Below are 21994 nucleotides of genomic sequence, written 5' to 3'. Positions count from 1 at the left end.
TAGTCAGGTATTGTCAAGTGTAGGCGAAATGGCGCGAAGGCCTACCTTCGTGACTAAATATTCGCAGGCCTCCGGCCGGTCGGTACCGCAAAATGTAAAAGCTTTACTGACCGGCCGGAGGCCTGCGAATAGTATGCACAAATCATGAGATTTGCGCCCGCGCTTCCAGCGCTGAACGACCACACCTGACCGCCGCCGCCCCTGTCCATTTCACCCCCGAATCTGTCCAACTCACCCCGATTCCAATTCCGCACGGCAGTCTCCCATTCTAATTTTGGAAAAAAACAAACCGCTATGAACGCCCTTAAAAACCACAGATACCGCAACGTCGCCGCACTCCTTGCGGGCTTGTTATTCACAGGTTTTGTTGTATTGCAGGTCAACAGCCCGAAAGTTGAAAACCCGCCGGTAACGTCGGAATTTCACGGACCGGAGGAAGTAACCCGCATTCTGAAACGCTCCTGCTATGATTGCCACTCCAACGAAAGCAACCTGCGCTGGTACGATAAAATCGCGCCGTTTTCCTACAAAGTTGCCGCAGATGTGAAGGAAGCCCGCAAACGGTTCAATTTTTCGGAATGGGACAGTATTCCAAAAGCCGATCAGGAAGGCAAGCTCTGGTACATTGTCAATATGATCGACGCCGGCCGGATGCCCTTGCCCGAATACACCGCCGCGCACCCATCGGCCAAAGTGACGCCCGCCGAGCTCACGATCCTGAAAAACTATGTCACCGGCATTTCCCGCAAGCATTATGCCGCCGGCGATACTGCTGCGATCGTTGAAAAGCCCCAGGTATCGCATACGCCAACGTCTATCAACGGCATCGCATATTTTGACGATTACAAAAACTGGAAAGTCATTAGTACTACCGGCCGCCCTGATAACGGCACTTCCCGCATTATTTATGGAAACGACGTAGCCGTAAAAGCGCTGGAACAAGACCAGATCCGTCCCTGGCCCGATGGCGCGGTGATTGTAAAAGTCGTATGGAACAGCCAGGCGCCCGACGCCGACGGCAATGTAAAACCCGGTAATTTCAACAACATCCAGATCATGGTCCGCGATGCCAAAAAGTTCGCCGCCACCGAGGGCTGGGGATTCGCAAGGTTCAACGGCCTCGATTTGAAGCCTTATGGCAAGACAGCAGCTTTCGCGACGAATTGCATCAACTGCCATCAGCTGGCAAAGGGGACCGGGTTCGTGTTCGATATTCCGACACGGGCGGTTGGAAAGTAACAACAGTGGACTCATTTAATTATTCAAAATCATGAAAACCATCATCACCTCGCTTCTTCTTTCACTTGGCCTTTCATTATCCGTTATGGCTTTTGATTTAAATACAAATTCCAAAACCACCGACAACACGGCCAACAAGGGCTTTGCCGTCGTAGAACTCTTCACCTCCGAGGGCTGTTCGAGCTGCCCGCCGGCCGACAAGCTCCTTGCGAAAATCCAGGAAGAGAATGCGGGCAAGCCGGTTTACATCCTCGCATTCCACGTCGATTACTGGAACCACCAGGGTTGGAGGGATGTGTTCAGCGAGAAAGACTTTACGAAGCGGCAATACCAATATGCTAATTGGCTCAACCTCGAAACGGTTTACACGCCGCAGGTAGTCGTGAACGGCAAACATGAGCTAATCGGCTCACAGGAGGAAACGCTCAGACGAGCCCTGAATACCGAAATGAACTCATCTGCCCCGGCGCAGCTGAATGCGGAAGCACAAGTCGAAGCCGGAAAGCTGAAACTCACATACCAGGCATCAAATGCCGCCCGAGGCACCGTATTGCAGGTCGCGTTGGTGCAAAAAGTAGCGCATACGATGGTGAAACGGGGCGAGAATGCGGGCAGATTATTGCCTCACGTACAGATCGTCCGTCGCATTCAAAGCTTTCCGGCGGCGGCCGGCGGTAATGTGGCCTTGAACCTCCCCGAAGGCTTCAACCCGACCGAATGGGAAGTAATTACTTTCCTGCAAAACACGCAAACGGGCGCCATTATCGCCGCTAACCGTCCTGGTTTCAAACAAAATAGCTAAGCACCCCCATGAAAAGCCTCATTCTGATACTCATTTCCGTAGCTGCATTGACACTGACCGGCTGCCAGGAGCAACGCAAGCTCGTCCCTGCTCCCGAAACCATCTTCGACGACCATGGCCTGCACGTGATCACCTCCTTCCATAACGACCGCACCCGCACGATTTCGGTGCTGTATGGCAACGACGATGCCCTCGCACACGCTGGTAAGGAGCGCAACGCACATACGCCCGGCGCGGCGGCGCCCGGCGAAGTCTTCAAGCTTGTGACGTGGGATCTGAAAGAAAATCCGCTCTGGTTTGGCAGTGATATCAATGGCGGATTGCAGTCGGTGGAGACGGTAGTCGTTTCCGCCGGCGAATCGGGACCTGTTGTCGACTACACGTTCGAAAATCCGGTTCAGAAAAACGGCAAAAGTGCCGTTTCAAGCGATGCAGAGCGGATTAGTTTTATATTTGCCCAACGGGCCTCTGTTTTCCCGTAAACCGGTTCACGAACAATCATGGTACAAAAGACATTCAGGGTTTCGGCGGTAATCGTCTGGCTGAGTTCCGTGTCGCTGGGCATACTCACCACCGTTCCCAAAATAGCCGAGAAGCATCCCAATGCTTTCGAGGCAATTACCAGCGCGTTGATCACCACCTCGTTCACGTTGTTCGTGTGGTATTTCAATATCTACTCGCTGCCCAAATTCACGAGGGGGCATTCATCCTCGGGCTTTTCGTACCCGCTGCTGTTCCGGAGCATTGCCATTGGCATAGTGCTTATGTTCCTGATGGTAGGTTCACAGAAACTGGCGATCCCGTCGCTGGACTTCGGCCCGGTGGTGCTGATGTTCGAAGTGCGTGGGATTATGATCAACCTGATCTTCTATATGCTGTTGCATTTGCTTTACCAGACCCATCGCAACCAGCAAGTGATCCTCGAACTCGAACGCAGCAAAGCCGATAACCTCGGTGCCCAGTATGAACTGCTGAAACAACAGGTCAACCCGCATTTCCTCTTCAACAGCCTCAGCACCCTGAAATCCATGGTGGAACTGGAAGACAGGAACAGTGTCGATTTCATACTGAAATTATCTGATTTCTACCGATTTACCCTCGAAAACAGAAAACTCGACCTGATCAGCCTTTCGGAAGAAATCGAAATACTCGACGCATATATGTACTTGCTGAAAGCCCGGTTCGAAGAAGGCATCGAGCTCGAATACCGTATCCCGGAGGACGTTTACCGGACATGGATACCCCCATTTACCCTGCAACTGCTCGTCGAGAACTGCATCAAGCACAATGTCGTTTCGCTCGACAAGCCGCTCCACATTACGATATATGAAGAGAATGGCCTGCTGATCGTCGAGAATCCGCTGCAATTGAAGAAAAACCCCGAGCATTCCACGGAAGTAGGGCTCGACAATATCAACCGGCGGTATTTCCACCTGCTGAACCAAAAAGTACAAATCGAAAACGACCAGGAATATTTCAGGGTCAAACTGCCGCTTATTCATGAAAATCGTAATCATTGAAGACGAAATCAAAACGGCCCGCTCGCTGGCGCAGCTAATCACCACCCTCCGGCCGGAAGCCGAAGTCGTGGCCACGATCCAGAGCGTGGAGCGGGCTGTTTCCTATCTCACCGAAATGCCCCAACCCGACCTGATATTCATGGATATCCAGCTTTCGGATGGTCTTTGTTTCGAAATCTTCGAATCGGTAAAAGTGGTACCGCCGGTGATTTTCTGCACGGCATACGACCATTATGCGATCGAGGCATTCAAGGCCAATGGGATCGATTATCTGCTCAAACCCTTTAAAAAAGAGCATATTGAAGGAGCACTCAATAAATTAAACCAGTTAAAAAGCTATTTCTCCACCGAAAAACCGCTGGTACCGGAGCTGGAATTGCTTTTGAAAAGACTCGGCGAGCCCGAAGGGAAGAAAAGCTTCCTCGTGTTCAGGCAAAACAAATACATTACAATCAAAACCGAGACGATCGCCTTCTTTTACATTCACAATGAAACCACCTGGCTGCGTACATTCGACAACCAGGATTACACCATCACGCAACCGCTGGAGGAAGTGCAGGGTATGGTGTCGCCGTCACAATTTTACAGGCTCAACCGCCAGTACCTGGTCAATTTCGATGCGGTGAAAGAGGTAGAGCATTATTTTTCGCGGAAACTTTTTATCAAACTTACCATTCCGACGCCCGAAAAGCTGCTGATAGGGAAAGAAAAAGTCAGCCATTTCCTCAGCTGGCTCGAAAACCGCTAGCTGAGCAGAAAAAAGAAAAATCCATTGAACATATGGCCAATGGATTTTCAACTACATAACTCAATAGCAATAACCGCACTTGATGCAATTGTTATTGTGGTCGAAATATATCGTTAAGAAGCAGGCGGTGTAATTAAAAATGAATTAAAAATGCACCCGGCCCACTCAGATCGTGATGGTCTCCCCTATTCCCGGTAAGTGCAGCGTCAGGCCCGCATCCGCAAACGCGCTGATCGCCGCAGCCTTATCAACTTTGATAAAACCGAAGGTATCGTAATGTACGCCCAGCACCTGGGTCACGCCGAGCAATCTGGCCGCCTCGATGGCGTCTTCGATTCCCATCGTAAGCACATCCCCTATCGGCAATGCCGCAAAATCCAGTTTCGTCCATTTCGGAATGAGTGACATATCGAGCGTCAGCGCGGTATCACCGCTGTAATAAAAGTTCCCATCTTCGGTCTTGAATGCAAAGCCCTCTGCCACACCGGCATAGCTACCATCCTGGAAACTGCTCGAATGCACGGCTGCCGTACCTTTCGCAGTTCCGAAATCGAACGTCCATTTGCCGCCCGGATTCAGCGGGTGTACATTCTTCACGCCCTGCGCACCAAAATGCGTGTAGAGCTCCCAGCTACCCACTACCATCGCATCGTTGTTATTGGCAATCTTCACCACATCGTGCGAGTGATCGAAATGTCCATGCGAAACAAAAATATAATCCACCCGAATGTCGTCAGGATTAATGCCTTTCGCCAGTTCGTTGCCCGAAATATAGGGATCGAACAAGATCGTTTTGCTTCCCGCAATTACGGAAAAACAGGAGTGGCCATAATAGGTTACTTTCATCGTTTCAGTTTTTAATGTAATAATACTGCTGTCCCCGGAGCTGTCAAAATGATGCCGGCACAAAAAAAGTATGTGAAAGATAAGACATGCTTAATCGTCCATTCCTATCAAATCGGGCACATGTAACCGAAGGTATTCTAATACAGCGATTTGCGGGGAAAAATTTTCCCGCTTTTATTGGAAATTTGTAAAAGTACTTCTACATTCGTGAGCATTTTACCGTGCGGATTAAAATTCACTATCTAATTCTTTCATGATTATGAAAAAACGTTTTTCCCTTCTCTCGTTCATGTTTGTGGTGATGTTGACTGGCCTCTCGGGCCGCGCAGTGGCGCAGGACACACAAACCGACAACCATCAGATTTCCGTGGTTGTACCTGTCGTAGCTTTGCTTGACCTTGAAACTGCCGCAACCAGAAATTTCACAGCCAGCTTTACCAAACCGACTAATGATGAAGCTGGCGAAAAGATCCTGGCACCTGCTGCCAACAGCACCATATGGCTGAACTACACGTCGATCCAGGCGGGAACTACCACCAAGAAAGTAAACGTAAAAGCCAGTGCATTGGTCGACGGGGTGGATATTCACCTAGTGGCCGCCGCCGCTGCCGGTGGTGCGGGGACATTGGGCACGCCAACCGCCGGTTTTAACCTTTCGACAACGGACCAGACGCTCATTTCCGACATCGGAAGCGCATATACGGCTTCTGGAGCGACCAGCGGGCACCAGCTTACCTATACTTTTGTAGCTGCCGATGCCAACTACGCGAACCTGCGCTCGGGCTCGACGAACGTTACAGTGACCTACACGCTCGCTGATAACTAGGATTCTGAATGAAATGGATTGCCTTACTCAGCATGATGCTACTGATGCCCGGATACACGCGGGCATCAGTAGTGATCTTGAATGGATTGACACACAACCACAGCATTCCGACACCCGCTACAAAGGTCCAGGGGGCCATCAAGGTCAAAAATGACGGCGGGAAAGACTCCCGTATATTGATATACCGGCAGGACCTCGTTTCGCAATGCGACCAGCAGGCCGCTTACCCGGAAATCGGCAGCCACGGCAGGTCACTCGGGACAGGACTGAAAACGAATGTCGACGAGCGGGTGATAGCCACCAAAGAAGAGTACGACGTGCGCTACACGATCGAGGCCGATCCGAACCGCCAGCCGGGCACTTACTGGGAGGTGATTATGGTGGAAGTAGCCGATCCTGTGCGGGAGGAAACGCACAGCGGTGTTCAGGTCAATTCAAAAGTACGTTATGCCGTTCAGGTGATCGTTGACATCGGGCCGGTGGAAGGGCCGCCCCTGTCCTATGAAAAGGTCATCTACGAAAAGGTTTCTTCCGACCATTCGGTTCTGAAAGTCGTACTGAAGAACAACGGGGCGTACGGCGCACGTACGAATGTCATCCTTGAAGTTTACGACGGCAACGGTAACAAACTCAAAACCACGCAGCCCAACACCCGGATGCTTTACCCGGGCAATTGCAACACCTTTGAGATACCCATTACCGACGTGCCGAAAGGCAGGTACGACTGCGTGATCATCGCCGACACCCAAAAAGACCTGTTCGGTTCGAACATTTCTTTACAGATTGAATAATCCTCCTCTCTCATTGTACCGGCTTATCGCCATATTGTTTTTACTGGCAGGACTGCGTGGTAACGGGCAAACGCCTGTGACTGTCGGTCTGGCCAATGTGCCGGACAAGGTTGTTCCGGGTGGGCATATTACTTTGTTTTTTGATGTTAAATCTACCTCACCCCTGCCTGATTCGCTGCGGGAAGAAATACAGCTGCCGGAAAAATGGCGGCTTCTTTCCCAGCGACGTCCGGTAAGGACCGCCAGTGATCTGCACGTACGTTATTTTTATGTGATCGGGACACCCGCAGGATCCGCTTCCGGCGATTACCTGGTGAAGTTCCTGGTGCATGCAAATGGGCAGGAAATCGTCACTCAAGTACCGCTCACCATTGACCAAATCCGTAACGTGGAGCTCTTCGTGGTGACGCAACCCGAATTTGTCCGCGAAGGAGACACACTCCGGCTTACTTACATGGTTCGTAACGCCGGCAACAATGCCGAAAAATTCCATTTGAAATCCGAACGCGGCAAGATCGAGCAAGCAGCAGACAGCCTTACCCTCGAACCCGGAGCCAGTACCCACGTGACCGTCACGCAAATCATTCCGGTTACCGACAACAATGCATGGCAAGCGTCGTCGAACCTTTCGGTGATGATGACCGGCATCGCAGAACCGGTGTATTCCGTCACAACCATACCCGTTTTTTCCTCCAAAGTCAGAAAGATCGACCGCTACTTCCGCTTCCCGGTGGAAGTAGGCGGTGGATATTTGTCGTATCGCTACGGAGGCAGGCAGGTTACCGCATACCAGTATCAGGCCTCCGGCAAGGGGTTTATCGACCAGAAAGAGCGCCATTATATCGACTTCATCGTCCGCGGTCCCAACCAGTTTGTGTTCCCCGCAGTGGGCACCTACGACCAGTATTCCCTCGACTACGCCTGGCGCAAGCGTCTGTTCGTCTCCGCGGGCGATTATGTTTTGCAGCTTAACAACCTGATGGAATTCGGCCGTTTCGGGCGCGGGCTGCGTTTGGAACAACACTTTAAAAAATCAGCCTACACGGTATTTTACCAGAAAGCCCGGTTTTTCATGAACCAGAAAGATTCGTTCGGAGGCAAGTTTTTATACAAATTCAGCGAGTCGGCCAATGTCGGGGTGCACTATGCTTCTAAAAATGTTTTTTTTCATGACAGGCGTTTCTGGTCGCACATGGCGGGCCTGGCCACGAACGTACACAAGAAGGAATTCAGCCTGGAAAGCGAAGTGAGCCTTGGCCAGGCGATCGGCAAAACCGATTACGGGGCATTTTTGCGCCTCCAGTTAGCCAAAAAGTGGGTCAGCGTTACGAGCAATGTCATCTACGCGGGCAAGGATTTCTATGGTTTTTACAATAACAGCCGGCTGTTCAACAACAACATCGGTTTCAATATTACCCGCAAACTGACCATCGGAGCCAGTAACAATTTTTCCGACGTAAACCCTGGCCTCGACGCCAACCTGTACAGCGTTTCACCGAAAGACCGCAGCTATATCGGCTACATTTCCTTTCAACCCGACCAGCGCAACCGCTTTTTTCTGTTCTATTCCAAAGCCGAACGCAAGGACCGGCAGCAGCCCGCAGCATTCCATTACTCCGAGAATTTCAGCAATTTCTCCTACAACCTCACCTCGCCGAAGTTCACCCTCTTTTACCAGGGGCGTTATGGTTACTCCAAAAACCACCTCGCGCCCGACGGCAATGGCCGGAACGAGTCGTTTTCAAATCAGGTGCAGCCAGTCGTCCGGTTTTTTCCGTGGATTTGGGTCGGTGGATACTTCGAGCACCAGCATACGAGTAAATTTTCGACTTCCGGCGCGGTCGAAAACTTGTTCTTTTACGGGGGTAATGCGCGGATCAATATCAAGACAAATCTGTATGCGAGCTTCCTCTACAGGAACAATTATGCCCCCGATGAGCTGTACGTGCGAAGGAGTTTTGTGGACGTTTCAGCCGTACTGGATTTGAAAAGACATGTTTTCTCATTCTCCGGCGGCCGCTCCTACATTCCCAACCCAGGCAATAACGACCAGAACACGCTGTTTTTCAATATTAAATATGCATTGCGGCTGAACGTTCCGCTCGGACGGAAAAAGAATATCGGCACCGTAAAGGGCCAGCTCACCGGTTTCGGCTACCGCAAGCAGGGCAATCTCATACAGCTCGGCAGCCACAAGTTTATGACGGACAGCACCGGCACGTTCATATTCAATGGTGTAGCTCCCGACCAATATTACCTTAGCATTACCCAAAACGAATCGGCCAGCGAAGGCGTCGTGCCCGCAGTACGCATGCCTATGCTGGTAAATGTGCGCCCCGATAGCCTTAGCGTAGTAGAAATTCCCCTGACACGCACCGGCAGCATCGCAGGCAGGATCGAATTTTTAAAGGCCAAACAAAATGGTCTGTCGTCGGTACTGACTGAAAAGCCGACGGTGCTGGTCAAGCTCCATGGCGAAAACGGCAGTTACCTCACCGAACTGAACGACAAAGGCGAATTTTCGTTCCGGGAAATACGGCCGGGAACCTGGGAAATATCGGTATTCATCCCCGGTAGTCAGGACCGCTTCGTCGTTGAGGACGGTAACCGCCAGCTCACGGTAGAAACTGACAAGACCCTCGACGTCACGTTCCGGATCAGACCGAACGAGAAACGGATCCATTTTTCGGAAAGAAATTTTGAAGTATCTGTCAAAAAATGAAGTACATCATGCTCATATATGGTGTTTTGTCCGGCCTGGCCTCGTACGCGCAGGTCGTCGCGAACGTGGATGTGAGCATTTCCATGCCGTCTGTGGCCCTGGTAGATATCCTGCCGTCGGGTTCCAACAGCGTTACCCTGCAGATGACTGCCCCGACCGAAGCAGGTAACACCGTCGGCAGCGGCTCTTCCAATAATGCCAACTGGCTCATATTCACCTCGGCCGTCACCAGCGGAGGTTCGCGGAGTATTAAGGGCGATGTGGTGGGAACATTGCCCGCGGGCATCCGGCTGCGCCTGGACGTGTCCGCGTACGTGGGCCCCGGATTGGGTTTCACGGGAGGAAACAGCTACGTTACTGCTAATAAATACCTGACCAATACCCCGGTTAGTTTCATCGATAATATCAAGGGCGCCTACACCGGCATTACCTATGGGAGCAATGGTTTCCAGCTGACTTATTCGCTCGAAATACAGAACTATGCCAATATCCGCAGCGGCACATCGAACGTGACGGTGCGTTACACCATGGTTGACAACTGATGAAATACGTGATTGCCTTCTTCATGGCGGGCTTTGCAGCTCTCACCGTTTCCGCGCAAACGATTTCGATCAATAGCGGAACGACGTGGTCTATTCCGTCGCTGTCGTCGACGATCATGAAAGCCGGGAAAAATTATGAGCATATCGAAACCAGCAGCGCCTCGCAGACCCTCCTGAAAGTAAATGCGGTCCTCGCATGGTCTATCACCGCGCATCTCAGTGCAACTTCCAACTGGGACTCGTCTCTTAAACTATCGGTCCAGCGGACCGGCAACGGCACGGGCATTGCCATCCTCACGGGCGGCACCACCTACATACAACTCACCAGCACTCCGCAGGCCTTTTTCAGCGGCCTCCTCAACCTGACCGCCAACCGCGATAATATTCCCATTCAATACAAAATTGAAGGACTCTCTGTGATGCTGCCGGTAAAAACCTACACGACGACCGTGACTTACACGATTTCGGGGTTGTGAGGATCGTCGGGTATAATGGAGGCGCTACTCAAACATCCGCTCTTCCCGTATCGCCCGAAACGGCTTTTCAAAAAACGCCATCGTAATGCGATTGAAATCTGAGGCGTAATGCACCAGTGTCGAATGCCCCGAATTAGGCAGGATCCAGAGATAGGACTTCGGAATGGCCCTTGCGATCTGCACCGTGTGTTCGGGGATGATCACATCATGGTCGCCTCCGATAATGAGCGACGGGCAGCGTACTTTGTGCAATTGTTCAAGTGTAATATTCGGCTGGACGGCCATCAGGTGCATGAGCTTTCGCTGATTGCGTTTGACAGGGTCGACCATTTGTTTAGCCAGATCGCTATCCCATTCCAGGATCTTTTTATACAGCCACGGGTCCAATGCCGTGGAGTCCGGCCAGAGATTTGCACCGGTCGCGGCCAGTTTCCGCACTTTCTCCGGATGACGTAAAGCCAGCAACAATGCATTGATTCCGCCGTCGCTCCACCCTACTACATTGCAGGAGTCGATTTTGAGATGTTGTAGCAATGCATGCAGATCGTCGGCCATCATTTCGTAAGACAATGAGTCGCCCTTATCCTCCGATCTGCCCTGCGCCCGGCTGTCGACCAAAATCACTTTATAGGACTTCGCAAATGCATGGAGCTGATGCTTGAAATCGCGCATCGAGCCTCCGTTGCCATGGATAAACAGAACTGGCTTGCCGGAGCCGTACATTTCATAGTACAGTTTCACACCCCGCAAGTCGGCAAAGTGGCCTGCTTGCGGATTGTGGCCTAGTAGCGCCGTGTCCGGCCTAGTCTGCGCATACGCATTTGCGCAAGCCAGCCAGCAGCAGAGGATCAGGAAGTTCAGTTTCATTTCAAATCAGGTTTGAGGCTCGTACTTGCCAAATGTACGTTCCAAAAACGATTCTATTCTCGCTTTCTGCCGCAAATGATGCCTGAAATGCATTTCTGAAAATTGAAACCATTCCTCCGCACACAGATAATGCAGGCCCGGATGTTTCGCCTTACCGTGAAACAGGCTTTGTGCGATCAACAGGTCGGTTTCCGCGACAATCGTTTTCAGTTGCAACAGCCGGTCGATCAGCGATTGCTTGCTGGCGGGTTGCCTGACAAATGCATTGGAAGGCGGCCCTTCGAGGATCGCATCGGGAAAGGCATTATTGCGCAGCATGGCCTTCGCTTCCGATGTACAGTCTTCCATCGCGTGGTCGTTCGACGCCAGGCAGACTTTAATCTGGCTGAAATAAAACTCCGTCTCGTCCAGGATGTGCATATAAACCTGGCCCAGCGACCACGCGCCCGGCCCCGGCTGGGCCAGCAGTCTGGCAATATCGTAGGGTTCCAGCGATCGGAGCCAGATATCGATGGTGTGGTGATAGTCCTTAACTCTCATGTTTTAAGATGTGCTGATGATCTTACAAACCTAACCCAATCGCCGGTAAAAATTCGCGGGGTTTAACGACAATCAGCGGTGGTATTTGCGCCAAATGTGTGGCCGTACACGGGATAATCGGTATAACCTTCGTCACCGCCCTGGTAATAGGTCTCCGGGTCACCCGTTGCAAGGGGCAGATCGAAGCGGAAACGCTCCGTCAGGTCGGGATTGGCAATATATGGCTTGCCGAATGCGATCAGATCGGCGAGCCCGGCCTGCAACGCGGCTTCCGCCGTTTCCGCGGTATAGCCTCCCGCGAGCATGACCAACCCATTGTAGCGCCGACGCAGGTCCCGGATGTAAGTTCCCGGGATTTTACCATGGCCTACCGGTCCCTGATCGGACAAATGGATATACAAAATACCCATTTCCTGCAATGCATCCACAATATACCGCTGCGTTTCCGCTTCCTCGGCGTAGTCGGGCAGGTCGTTGAGCTTTACAAATGGCGACAAGCGTATTCCGGTCCGCTCCTTCCCGATCGCCGCCGCGGTACCCTCGACAATTTCGAGCAGGAAACGGCTGCGGGCGGCGATGCTTCCGCCGTATGCGTCGGTACGCCGGTTGGTATGCGGGTGCAGGAATTGCTCCGGTAAGAACCCGTGTGCACCGTGTATTTCGACCCCATCGAAGCCTGCCTCGATCGCATTGACCGCCCCTTGAATATGCTCGTCGATGAGCCTTCGGACGTCGGCACCGGTAGCCGCTATCGGCTCACTATTAGGCAAATGCATATCCCCTGCCGTGCGTATCAATCCTTCGGCTGTCACGGCGGACGGTGCAATCAATGGCATTTGCCCTTCATTATTGAGGTAATGTCCGATGCGCCCCGCGTGCACGAGCTGCATAAAAATCCGCCCTCCGCGTGCATGCACTTCATTGGCCACGCGCTTCCAGCCTTCGATCTGCGCCTCGTTGTATATTCCGGGGGTACCCATGTAACCGATACCATTTGGCGCTACGGCGGTATTGTCCGTAATGATGAGGCCCGCGCCCGCGCGCTGCCCGAAATACACTGGGGCTGAGGGGGCCGGAATGCCATCCAATGCCCTCCTGCGGTTCATGGGGGCCATTACGACACGGTTACGCAATTCGAGCGTACCGGTTATGAGTGGTGTCAATAGTTTTTTCTCCGTATTCATGATTGCTTTTTTTGAATACAAAACTATCTGTACCACCTGCGCCCGAACAGTGCTATTGCATGGTTTTTTCGGTATTTTTACAGGTTATGAAACAAAAGATACTGCATCAACCCTTCGAAGTGCACGTAGCCGACATGGATTGCTGGAACGAGCGGCCCTTGATCTACCACTTCTTCGAAATCGTGAGGATCATAGACGGAACGGGCACGCGCGAGATCAACCGCAACCGCTTCGAATATCGTCCGGGCAGCATTTTCCTCTTCACCCCACTGGATTGCCGCGGTTTCGACGTAGAGACGCCCACACGGTTCTGTTCCATCCGGTTTTCGGAAGCGTTTTTTTCCGAATACAAAACGGAGCTGGACAAAGAGCGGGTAACCGCGTGGCTGAAACAGCTTGAAACGATTTTCGCGCATCATAACCGTTTCGAAGAACTGCTGATCCGCAATGAAAGCGATTGCCAGATGATCGCGTCGCTGATCTCCCACCTCGTTACCGAATACGAGCAGCGGCAGGCAGGCCATGAAGAAAACCTGCGGCATTTAGTGACGCTGATCCTCAACATAATCACCCGAAACGTGCACGACGGCCGTATGGCTGACACCGCGGGTACCAGGGCCCTTATCAACCGCGTATTACTGCATATCCAAAGGCATATCGCCGATCCCGAAAAGCTCCGCATCGAATACCTGGCCAGCCAATTCAATCTGTCGCCGAACTATGTGGGTGAATATTTCCGCAAATACACGGGGGAAAGTCTCCAAAACTATGTCACTTCGTCGCGCATTAAACTCGTGGAACAGCGCCTCACACAGAGCAACCTGACAATCAGCGAAATAGCAAGCGAACTGGGGTATACCGACGAAAGCCACCTCAGCCGCCAGTTCCGCAAGCACCACGGCACCAGCCCGACGGCCTTCCGGAAAGGGCTCGTCACAGCGGCAGCTTAAAGAATGCCATTGGCCGCAAACTCCCGTGGCGTCATATTGTACAGATCCCGAAAGCATTTGGCGAAATAGGAAAGGTTATCAAACCCCACCGCGTAAGCTGCTTCGGACACGGCAATGCCATCGGAAAGCAATGCAGCCGCTTTTTTCAGCCGGTAGTTACGGATCAGCTCCACTGCCGAAAGGTCGATCAGTGTTTTCAGCTTGCGGTTCAGACTGCTGTTGCTCATTCCTATTTCGCGGATCAGCTCGGTCACACCGAAATCGGGGTCGTCGAGGCGGGAGTCAAGAATTTGGTATAACTTGTTCAGGAACGGGTCTGTGACTCCCTCCGGGCTCTCCGGCAGTGCCAACGGCTCCGCAAAGCTCGCCCGCAGACGCTCGTACAGGCGCGCCTGCCTGTCGAGCAGGTTACGTATGCGCAGGCGCAGCTCGGGCATATGGAACGGTTTGGTAATGTAATCGTCGGCACCGAGTTCCAACCCCTCCACCCTGCTTTCCAGGGCCGATTTAGCCGTCAACAACACCACCGGGATGTGGCTCGTTTCCATATTGGATTTAATGTGTTTACAAAAAACATAACCGTCCATAACGGGCATCATTACGTCGCTGATAATCAGGTCGGGCATAATTTCGGTGGCCATAGCGAGCCCTTCCTCGCCATTCCGGGCATGGTAGAACCGGTAATTTTCAGCCAGGCTATCGGAGACAAACTCTGCAAGGCCTGCATTGTCCTCCACCAGCAGGATTTTGGCTGACTGCCCCTCCTCGTGAACGGCCTGGCTATTTCCATTCATCTTCGGAACAACACTTTCCGTCGAATGCTGCGCCTCGCCGCGGCGGTAAGGCATAGTCACTGTGAAAACGGTATCGAACCCGTCGGCTCCGCTTTTTGCAGAAACAGTCCCGCCCTGCAATTCGACGAGCTCCTTCACGATCGCCAGGCCAATGCCGGTACCCTCGCGGTAGCCGGTCTGCCCGGCTTGATAAAACCGGTCGAAAATACGCCTTAGCTGCTCTTCAGGAATTTTTTCACCCGTATTGGCTACGACGATTTCCGCGCCTTCCGATTCAGTCGCATTCAATGTAACCCGTATCCGCCCGCCCTCATTGGCGAACTTCACCGCATTGGAAAGCAGGTTCGTCACGATCCTTTCCAGTTTTTCATGGTCAAACCAGAAATAACTGTTTTCGAGATGGTTTCTAAATTCCAGTGTCACATTTTTAGCCTTTGCCGCCATTTGGAAGGTGCCGGTAAGTGCTTCTATATAATCCCCCATGTCCGCCCAGGCTGCATCGACACGCGTAGTACCGGCTTCGAGTTTGGAAAGGTCGAGCAGCTGGTTGATCAGCCCGAGCAGTTGCCGCGCATTCCGTTCAATCAATGACAGGCGCTTGCTATCTTTTTCCGGTCGCTGCTCTTCGAGCATTTGGCCGGCAGGCCCAAGGATCAGCGTCAGCGGCGTCCTGAATTCGTGGGTAATGTTAGAGAAAAACTGCGTTTTCATTTCATCCAGCTCGCGCAGCTGCTGCGTTTCCCGCGCTTTAAGGTCTATTTCTTTTTGTTTGAACAAAATAGCCTGCTGCATTCGCACACGGTTGACATACATCTGCAACAGCCCGTAAACCGCTGCGAGAAAGACTACGCAATAAATCACATAAGCCCACCATGTCTGCCACCACGGCGGCTTGATGCGGATATGCAGTTCCCTGACCTCGTTGCTCCACATCCCGAGCGTGTTGGAAGCATTCAACCGCAGTACATAATGCCCAGGTCGGAGGTCGGTATACTTGGTGACAGGCGTTTCAGTCTCAATCCAATGCTCGTCGACGCCTTCGAGCTGGTACCGGTAACGGATTCTGTCGCTGCGGTTGTACTGCATCGCCGCAAATTCCACGGTGAGAAAATTCTGCCAATATGCCAGGTCAAGGCTCTGCATGGCCGTCACGGGTAATTCCCCGGCCGACAAGCGAGGTTCCAAGGGGGCGTTATTAATTGAAATACCCGTAACATAAACCGGCGGGCGGTAGTGGTCCTCGTGCGGTTGCTTTGCATCGAAAGCAGTGATTCCTTCTATCCCGCCCAGGAAAATGCGGTCGTCCGGCAATGCAAGTGCGTGAAACCGGTTGAATTCATCTGCCATCAGGCCATCCTCACGGGTGTAGGTACGCGTCTGCAAAGTCTTTTTGTTTACCTGGGACAGTCCCTGGTTGGTAGCCACCCACACATTGCCCTGCCGGTCGGGAATGGCGGCATATACTACGTTATTGGGCAGACCATTTTGCTTTGAAATGCGCTCACAATGCCCGGTGCATTTGTCGAAACGGCAGAGGCCACTACCAAATGTCCCTATCCAAAGCAGGTTCTCGTCTAGTGGGTCGGCGAAGAGACAATACAGATTATTACTGCTCAATGAGCCCGGTTCCTGTCCGTATCGGCTGATCGCGCCGGAGACCTTGTCGATCCGGTACAGCCCCCGCGCAGTTGTGGCTACCCAGAGATATTGGCTGTCCGCGACGATTTGGATAATACCCGATTCGACTCCTGATCGGCTCTCCCGGGGTTCCGTGAGGTTAAATTGGGCCGCACCCGGCTGGGCCGCACCCGCCGGCTGAGCGGCATTTACGCGAATCGCGTAGGGAAATTTCGTCCAGACACCATTTTTGTAAGAAAATAACAAGCTGTCATGCACAGCCCACATTCTTCCATCCGGATCCTTCGCCAGGCCGATCGCCAGCTCCGACCGCTTAATATCCTTGATTGTTACGGGGAACGGAATGATCCTGATCGTGCGGCTGCTCAAATCCAGTTCGAAAAGCGGCGTCCGCCCGGCACCGAACCACATTTTCTGCGGGCCGTCAAATGCGTAGCGGAAGTTGTAGGAAAAAAGATCGTCAGGCAGCTTGGCCATTTCAGTCGGCGGCACTTTCAGGAAGTCACGCAAAAGGTCGGAAATGAAATCGGAAGAATAGGGTTTGGTATTAAAATAACTGGCCATCAGATTGTACTTCCGGATGCCCCGCCCATTGGTACCCGCCCAAAGGACATCGGAACGATCGACAAAGAGGCTCTTGAATTCGTCCACATCCGCCTGGACGGGAAATTCATCAAGGCTGTCGTTCTTGCCCAGCCGGTACAAGTGGTTCATCCGAAAAAAATAAACATTGCCCTTGCTGTCGGTCACAATCGGGTGCCGGTACTGGGCCTGGGCGTCCAAAACCAGTGTGCGGGCTTGCCCCTGGCCAGTCATCGGGTCGAGCAGCGCCATTCCGGTGTTGTAGAGTACCAGTAAACGGCCGTCTTTCAGGTCGGTCAACGCATTCACTTTTTTGTCGGCGCCACCGGCAAGTATGGGTGAGTAGAATGGAATGAAACGGTCCGTGCCGTGTATTTGCAAAAAGATCCCCTGGTTGCTAACCGCCCATATATTCCCCGATCGATCCTCCTTCACGAACCGTACATGGGCCCGTGCAATGGCACTGGTGTCACCATTTGCGGTGTGATAGCCTTTAATTTTTTGGGTATTTAAATGAATATAATCCAATCCACCGCCGTCCGACATCAGCCAGAGCCGGTGTTGACGATCGACGTACATATCTCTGAGAAAGCGCTTTCCGAAATGCTTCTGGTAAAATACCTGACGCGAAAAGTTGACGAACGTCTCGCGCACGGGATCAAAAAGGTCGATCTGCCCCTCGTCGGTCGTGATCCAGATTTTGCCATCGACGGTGATCTGCAAATTTTCCAGTCCTAGTGAAGAAAGCGATAGCTCCTGCGTGTCCGACGGTTGAAATACCTTGAAAATTCTGCCGCTGCCACGGTGGCCGTCATACCGACACAACCCATCGCGTGTGGCGAGCCAGATAAACCCACGCTTGTCCTGCACAATACCGGGCACGAAACCCTGCGGCAGGCCCTCTTTGGCGGTAATGCTTTCGGGGACAGGAAAGCTTGCCGACTGCGCCAATGCTACCATCGGCAGACACCCGCTGGCAGCTAGCCCATGCAGCACACAAACGATTAACCAGCGGATCATGTAGAAGTTCTTCAAATGGCGGCGCTTTGAGGCTAATTTACAATAAAACAGCCTTGTATGACGAAAAATGAATAGTTTCTGATCAAAAATTGACAATCGCCGAGCGCTTCCATGTTCCATATTGCGGCCAAAAAGTGACTACTCATCATTCCGGACCGCGCTATGAATACACAACTACTACGACCCCTTTTCACACTGCTTTGCGCACTGATGATTGCGACCGTCGTCCATGCGGCGGTGATTTACAATCACAACTTCAACAATAAGAACTTCTCGGCACCTACCTCGATCAACGCCAACATGACTGCCGTGTGGAGCGGGATTGGAGATACTCCTTACAGCCGCAACGACGGCAGTGACCCGGGAATGGCTTTGAACGCGCATAACCACGTGTATGTCCTTACGATTACGATGAAGGAAGGCTTTCAGGCGGAAATCACCAGTATTTCGTTTCGGCGGTTTTCGGGCGACAATGCCACGATGCAGATCAAGGTTAATGAAGAAAATTACGGCACGTCATTCACCGCAACGAGCTCCCTGACACTCATTACCCGTACCAAAACGGTATCCGAGCTGCGGAATAAAATCGTGGTCAAGATTGCCGTTACAAACGGGGGTTATCCCAATTATTACTCGCACATCGACGATTTTACAATCAACGGTACTGTCTCCGCTTACGACCCCGCTGCCGAAGCGACGCCCGATGCCAACGGTATACTATATGTCGATGCCAATATCGGTACGCCGGGCGACGGCAGCAGCTGGAACAATGCACTTAAACGGATGTACTACGCCACGCGGGCAGCCGCAATGAAGCCGACCATCAAGCAAGTGTGGGTAGCAGGCGGTTCCTACGAAACCGAAGCAGCAAATACGCCTTTGACACTCACCAACGACGTCGCCTACTACGGTGGCTTTTCGGGCTATGAAAGCGATGTCCGGGAGAGAGCGACTGCTTCGAACGCGACGGTATTAACGGGACAGGGAGGCGCCGTCATAACCGTATCCGGTGCGGGCGCCACAACGCGGCTCGACGGCTTCGTGATTACCGGCGGCACCGGTGTGGCTGTCGGTGACGACCGACGGGGTGGAGGTCTGCACGCGACCAACTCTTCCCCGGTGATTGCCAACTGCCTTTTCGGCGATAATGCCACTGACCCTTCTGCCGCGGACGGAAAGGGAGGTGCGATTTACCTGCTCAATTCGAGTCCATTAATCGTCCAATGCCTTTTTGCTTCCAATTCGGCCCAAGGCGCTGCTTCCGGAAAAGGCGGGGCTATTTTTATCGACAATTCATCGCCTACGATAAGAAACTGCACATTTTCAGCCAATGAAGTAGGCGGCAACGCCACGCCGGGCAACGGTGGCGCATTGTATGCAATCGGCAGTTCATCGCCGGTTATTGAAAACAGCATTATCTGGAACAATACCGATGCTGCTTCGCCGGGAGGTGTCAGCAGCATCGGCGGCAGCGGAACACCAGCCGTCTCCTACTCGCTCATCCAGGGTGGTTTTGCCGGCGGAACCAGCATTCTCGATACCGATCCGCAGTTTGAAAATGCGGGCGAAGGCAATTTCCGACAGCTGAAAGGCAGTCCCGTCACCGATGCCGGCAACCCCGCCACCGATCTTTCGGTCTTCCCCAGAAATGCCGACGATACACCGGTCGCAATCGACGGTGAGAGAAGGCTTACCAGTACCGCCATAGACCTCGGACCCTACGAAGTGACCCCGAGCGCGATCTGGTATGTCAATGCCGCCAGCACCGTTACTGCCCCATCGGGCGACAGCTGGGCCAATGCATTTGCCGATCTTCATGCAGCTTTTAATAGCGCTTCGGACGGTGATCAGATCTGGGTAGCACGTGGAGAATACGAAACAGGCGGCATCCAGCTTGCATTTATTCATGGGGTAAAAGTTTACGGCAGTTTCACCGGTACAGAAACCACGCTCAGCGAACGTCCCCTGCCGATTGCACACGGAGACCCGGCTACGGCCACCGTGCTCACTTCTTCGGTTGGCCCGGCGATTATGAACTTCAACAACGGCCTCACCCATGACGACATTTTCGACGGGTTTACCATCAGCAATGTGATTGGCAACGACGGCGGCGCGATGCGCAACGTAGGTGTTTCGTTGACCATTTCAAACTGCGCGTTCCTGGATAATTATGCATCGAATGGCGGAGCTATCTACAATCACGGTGCTTCCGTACTGATTACCAACACGCTATTCAGAGGCAATGGCGCGTCGTTCGGCAACGGCGGTGCCATTGCCAATACCAATGGCTCGAACACCGTTTTGATCAATTGCCTGGTGACGAACAACTCAGGTCAGTTTGCCGGGGCCATTTTTAACGAGGGTTCCCAGTTAACGCTCCTTAACGCCACGGTTGCAGGCAACAGCCAGAGCAACGGCGGAACGATTAGCGGCTATAATGGCCCTGTAACCGTCCGCAACAGCATCATTTACGGCAATGGCAGCGGCATTACCAGCCAGGAAAGCACGATTTCGGTCACTTACAGCCTTGTGGAAGGCATGAATGCGAGCGATACCGACCATAATCTCGCTGGTACCATCAATCCTCAGTTCGCCGGAGAAACCGACTGGACGCTCCTGCCCTGCTCACCGGCCATTAACCGGGGTACCAACGAAGCTTTACCCGATCTGCTCAGCCCGCCAACGGACCTGGCCGGCAATGCGCGCATCTACAACTCGCAAACCGATATGGGTGCGTACGAGCTGCAAGCGGTCGTGGGCCCGGGTACACTACCCGCGAGCGGCGAGCAGGCTACGCTCCCGGTATATGCAGGCGTGACCGCCATTACCAGCGACTGCAAGACCTTCGGGCTCATCGAACCCACCGGTGGTCCCGGGACGCTCGGCAATGTAACGGTGAAGGCATTCCTGGCAGCAGGCAATACCGTGTCGGAAGGAGAAAAAGTGTTTGTCAAAAGGCATTACGACATTACCCCCTCCGGGACAGACGGCCCGGCCAAAGTGACCCTGTTCTTTTCCAAACAAGACTTTGACACCTACAACCAGGCTTACGGCAACGCCAACAATGCCTCCCTCCCCGCCAACCTGAAAGTGGTACAATACCATGGTACCAGCCCGTACGGCTTCCCAGGCACCTATTCCGGCCCTACGCAGCTGATCACGGACGTAACGGTAACCGAAAGCGAAGACCACACCATGTACCTCGTTTCGTTCGAGGTAACCGGGTTCAGCGGGTTCTTTGTTTCGGGCCAATCCGAAGCGGCGTTGCCCGTTACGCTCGTGTCCTTTCAGGCTAAAAAACGGGAGCATGAGGCGTATCTGCAATGGCAGACCAGCTCGGAAATCAACAGTGACCGCTTCGAGATCGAACGCAGCACCGACGGAAAGCACTGGCATTACCTGGGGCACGTGATGTCGAAAGGTGGAGAAGCAGTTCATACCGACTATTCCTATACCGATGCCCTTCCACTAGCCGGTACCAATATGTACCGGCTCAAAATGATCGATCGGGATGGCTCGATTGCCTATTCGCGCGTCGCCGCGCTGGAATTTGATGCGGAAAGAGTGGCGATTTATCCTAACCCGGCCTTAAATGTATCCGAGGTAAGTTTGAAAGGAGTAAAACCTGAAAAAGTCGGTGCAATCAGGCTGTTCGATACAGGCGGAAGGCTACTCTTGCATCCGGCATTCCGCCAGGGTAGCATCGAAATCGGCAAACTACCTTCCGGCATTTACGCGATTGAGATACAAATGACCGATGGCAGCCGCCGGAACTTCAAACTCTCAGTAACACACTAGTTTTACCAACGCTTATACTCAACGTTCATAACAGGGGCAGGCAGGATTGATTTCATACAAAAGTTTCAGATATTGCCGGTTACTTACCGAAACCGGCCCTCTGAATCAC

At 52.7% G+C, this 21994-nt stretch carries 17 protein-coding genes; 12 read left to right on the top strand and 5 right to left on the bottom strand.

Features of this window, described 5'->3' with window-relative positions; genetic code table 11:
- The first annotated feature begins 294 nt into the window (after window positions 1-294).
- Genes ACQ4MZ_RS19150 through ACQ4MZ_RS19130 form a run of 5 tightly spaced genes read left to right on the top strand, consistent with a single transcriptional unit; the run spans window position 295 to window position 4309 of the window.
- Window positions 295-1239 carry a heme-binding domain-containing protein gene (locus tag ACQ4MZ_RS19150; RefSeq protein ID WP_430847409.1) on the top strand — a complete coding sequence of 315 codons (945 nt, stop codon included), beginning with the start codon at window positions 295-297 and terminating at the stop codon, window positions 1237-1239.
- Between the two features lie 31 nt (window positions 1240-1270).
- Window positions 1271-2041 carry a DUF1223 domain-containing protein gene (locus ACQ4MZ_RS19145; protein ID WP_430847407.1) on the top strand — a complete coding sequence of 257 codons (771 nt, stop codon included), beginning with the start codon at window positions 1271-1273 and terminating at the stop codon, window positions 2039-2041.
- Window positions 2042-2049: 8 nt separating this feature from the next.
- The gene (locus ACQ4MZ_RS19140) at window positions 2050-2523 is read left to right on the top strand and encodes a hypothetical protein (RefSeq protein WP_430847405.1); all 474 of its coding nucleotides are present in this window, start codon (window positions 2050-2052) and stop codon (window positions 2521-2523) included.
- 18 nt (window positions 2524-2541) lie between these two features.
- The gene (locus ACQ4MZ_RS19135) at window positions 2542-3561 is read left to right on the top strand and encodes a sensor histidine kinase (RefSeq protein ID WP_430847403.1); all 1020 of its coding nucleotides are present in this window, start codon (window positions 2542-2544) and stop codon (window positions 3559-3561) included.
- Window positions 3542-4309: a LytR/AlgR family response regulator transcription factor gene (locus ACQ4MZ_RS19130; RefSeq protein WP_430847401.1), complete on the top strand. Its 768-nt coding sequence runs from the start codon at window positions 3542-3544 to the stop codon at window positions 4307-4309. Before ACQ4MZ_RS19135 ends, ACQ4MZ_RS19130 begins: the two co-directional genes overlap by 20 nt.
- 165 nt (window positions 4310-4474) lie before the next feature.
- On the opposite strand, the gene ACQ4MZ_RS19125 is transcribed toward ACQ4MZ_RS19130, so the two are convergent.
- Complete coding sequence (locus ACQ4MZ_RS19125) at window positions 4475-5155, bottom strand: metal-dependent hydrolase (protein ID WP_430847399.1); 681 nt, start codon at window positions 5153-5155, stop codon at window positions 4475-4477.
- A 259-nt stretch (window positions 5156-5414) separates the two neighbouring features.
- On the opposite strand from ACQ4MZ_RS19125, the gene ACQ4MZ_RS19120 reads away from it, so the two are divergent.
- The 5 genes from ACQ4MZ_RS19120 to ACQ4MZ_RS19100 are packed head-to-tail and all read left to right on the top strand — an operon-like array spanning window position 5415 to window position 10512.
- On the top strand, window positions 5415-5981 hold the full coding sequence (locus ACQ4MZ_RS19120; RefSeq protein ID WP_430847397.1) for a hypothetical protein: 567 nt from the start codon (window positions 5415-5417) through the stop codon (window positions 5979-5981).
- Window positions 5982-5989: 8 nt separating this feature from the next.
- Entirely contained in the window at window positions 5990-6772 is a 783-nt protein-coding gene (locus tag ACQ4MZ_RS19115; protein ID WP_430847395.1) for a hypothetical protein, read from the top strand.
- Window positions 6765-9494 carry a hypothetical protein gene (locus ACQ4MZ_RS19110; protein ID WP_430847393.1) on the top strand — a complete coding sequence of 910 codons (2730 nt, stop codon included), beginning with the start codon at window positions 6765-6767 and terminating at the stop codon, window positions 9492-9494. Before ACQ4MZ_RS19115 ends, ACQ4MZ_RS19110 begins: the two co-directional genes overlap by 8 nt.
- Window positions 9491-10036, top strand: a complete 546-nt coding sequence (locus ACQ4MZ_RS19105) for a hypothetical protein (RefSeq protein WP_430847391.1) — start codon at window positions 9491-9493, stop codon at window positions 10034-10036. Before ACQ4MZ_RS19110 ends, ACQ4MZ_RS19105 begins: the two co-directional genes overlap by 4 nt.
- The gene (locus ACQ4MZ_RS19100) at window positions 10036-10512 is read left to right on the top strand and encodes a hypothetical protein (protein ID WP_430847389.1); all 477 of its coding nucleotides are present in this window, start codon (window positions 10036-10038) and stop codon (window positions 10510-10512) included. Before ACQ4MZ_RS19105 ends, ACQ4MZ_RS19100 begins: the two co-directional genes overlap by 1 nt.
- Before the next feature lie 24 nt (window positions 10513-10536).
- On the opposite strand, the gene ACQ4MZ_RS19095 is transcribed toward ACQ4MZ_RS19100, so the two are convergent.
- The 3 genes from ACQ4MZ_RS19095 to ACQ4MZ_RS19085 form a co-directional block, all read right to left on the bottom strand.
- Window positions 10537-11379 (bottom strand): alpha/beta fold hydrolase, encoded by an 843-nt coding sequence (locus ACQ4MZ_RS19095; RefSeq protein WP_430847387.1) that lies wholly within the window; start codon window positions 11377-11379, stop codon window positions 10537-10539.
- A 6-nt stretch (window positions 11380-11385) separates the two neighbouring features.
- Entirely contained in the window at window positions 11386-11919 is a 534-nt protein-coding gene (locus tag ACQ4MZ_RS19090; RefSeq protein ID WP_430847385.1) for a DinB family protein, read from the bottom strand.
- Window positions 11920-11981: 62 nt separating this feature from the next.
- Window positions 11982-13103 carry an alkene reductase gene (locus ACQ4MZ_RS19085; protein WP_430847383.1) on the bottom strand — a complete coding sequence of 374 codons (1122 nt, stop codon included), beginning with the start codon at window positions 13101-13103 and terminating at the stop codon, window positions 11982-11984.
- An 86-nt stretch (window positions 13104-13189) separates the two neighbouring features.
- On the opposite strand from ACQ4MZ_RS19085, the gene ACQ4MZ_RS19080 reads away from it, so the two are divergent.
- Window positions 13190-14053 (top strand): AraC family transcriptional regulator, encoded by an 864-nt coding sequence (locus tag ACQ4MZ_RS19080; RefSeq protein ID WP_430847381.1) that lies wholly within the window; start codon window positions 13190-13192, stop codon window positions 14051-14053.
- Here ACQ4MZ_RS19080 and ACQ4MZ_RS19075 read toward each other — a convergent pair.
- Window positions 14050-18102 carry a hybrid sensor histidine kinase/response regulator transcription factor gene (locus tag ACQ4MZ_RS19075; protein ID WP_430847378.1) on the bottom strand — a complete coding sequence of 1351 codons (4053 nt, stop codon included), beginning with the start codon at window positions 18100-18102 and terminating at the stop codon, window positions 14050-14052. The genes ACQ4MZ_RS19080 and ACQ4MZ_RS19075 overlap by 4 nt on opposite strands.
- Window positions 18103-18249: 147 nt before the next feature.
- Here ACQ4MZ_RS19075 and ACQ4MZ_RS19070 point away from each other — a divergent pair, with 147 nt between their 5' ends.
- Complete coding sequence (locus ACQ4MZ_RS19070) at window positions 18250-21885, top strand: right-handed parallel beta-helix repeat-containing protein (protein WP_430847376.1); 3636 nt, start codon at window positions 18250-18252, stop codon at window positions 21883-21885.
- Window positions 21886-21994 lie beyond the last annotated feature (109 nt).

The organism is Dyadobacter sp. BHUBP1 (genome assembly GCF_050587785.1).
Taxonomy (GTDB): domain Bacteria; phylum Bacteroidota; class Bacteroidia; order Cytophagales; family Spirosomataceae; genus Dyadobacter.
The sequence above is the reverse complement of the archived record's forward strand: the minus strand, read 5'-3'. Positions and strand labels throughout refer to the sequence as shown.

Excerpts from the sequence above, each read along its gene's own strand:
- ACQ4MZ_RS19150 (WP_430847409.1), top strand. The coding sequence starts at position 295 with ATGAACGCCCTTAAAAACCACAGATACCGCAACGTCGCCGCACTCCTT.
- ACQ4MZ_RS19145 (WP_430847407.1), top strand. The coding sequence starts at position 1,271 with ATGAAAACCATCATCACCTCGCTTCTTCTTTCACTTGGCCTTTCATTA.
- ACQ4MZ_RS19140 (WP_430847405.1), top strand. The coding sequence starts at position 2,050 with ATGAAAAGCCTCATTCTGATACTCATTTCCGTAGCTGCATTGACACTG.
- ACQ4MZ_RS19135 (WP_430847403.1), top strand. The coding sequence starts at position 2,542 with ATGGTACAAAAGACATTCAGGGTTTCGGCGGTAATCGTCTGGCTGAGT.
- ACQ4MZ_RS19130 (WP_430847401.1), top strand. The coding sequence starts at position 3,542 with ATGAAAATCGTAATCATTGAAGACGAAATCAAAACGGCCCGCTCGCTG.
- ACQ4MZ_RS19125 (WP_430847399.1), bottom strand. The coding sequence starts at position 5,155 with ATGAAAGTAACCTATTATGGCCACTCCTGTTTTTCCGTAATTGCGGGA.
- ACQ4MZ_RS19120 (WP_430847397.1), top strand. The coding sequence starts at position 5,415 with ATGAAAAAACGTTTTTCCCTTCTCTCGTTCATGTTTGTGGTGATGTTG.
- ACQ4MZ_RS19115 (WP_430847395.1), top strand. The coding sequence starts at position 5,990 with ATGAAATGGATTGCCTTACTCAGCATGATGCTACTGATGCCCGGATAC.
- ACQ4MZ_RS19105 (WP_430847391.1), top strand. The coding sequence starts at position 9,491 with ATGAAGTACATCATGCTCATATATGGTGTTTTGTCCGGCCTGGCCTCG.
- ACQ4MZ_RS19100 (WP_430847389.1), top strand. The coding sequence starts at position 10,036 with ATGAAATACGTGATTGCCTTCTTCATGGCGGGCTTTGCAGCTCTCACC.
- ACQ4MZ_RS19095 (WP_430847387.1), bottom strand. The coding sequence starts at position 11,379 with ATGAAACTGAACTTCCTGATCCTCTGCTGCTGGCTGGCTTGCGCAAAT.
- ACQ4MZ_RS19090 (WP_430847385.1), bottom strand. The coding sequence starts at position 11,919 with ATGAGAGTTAAGGACTATCACCACACCATCGATATCTGGCTCCGATCG.
- ACQ4MZ_RS19085 (WP_430847383.1), bottom strand. The coding sequence starts at position 13,103 with ATGAATACGGAGAAAAAACTATTGACACCACTCATAACCGGTACGCTC.
- ACQ4MZ_RS19080 (WP_430847381.1), top strand. The coding sequence starts at position 13,190 with ATGAAACAAAAGATACTGCATCAACCCTTCGAAGTGCACGTAGCCGAC.
- ACQ4MZ_RS19070 (WP_430847376.1), top strand. The coding sequence starts at position 18,250 with ATGAATACACAACTACTACGACCCCTTTTCACACTGCTTTGCGCACTG.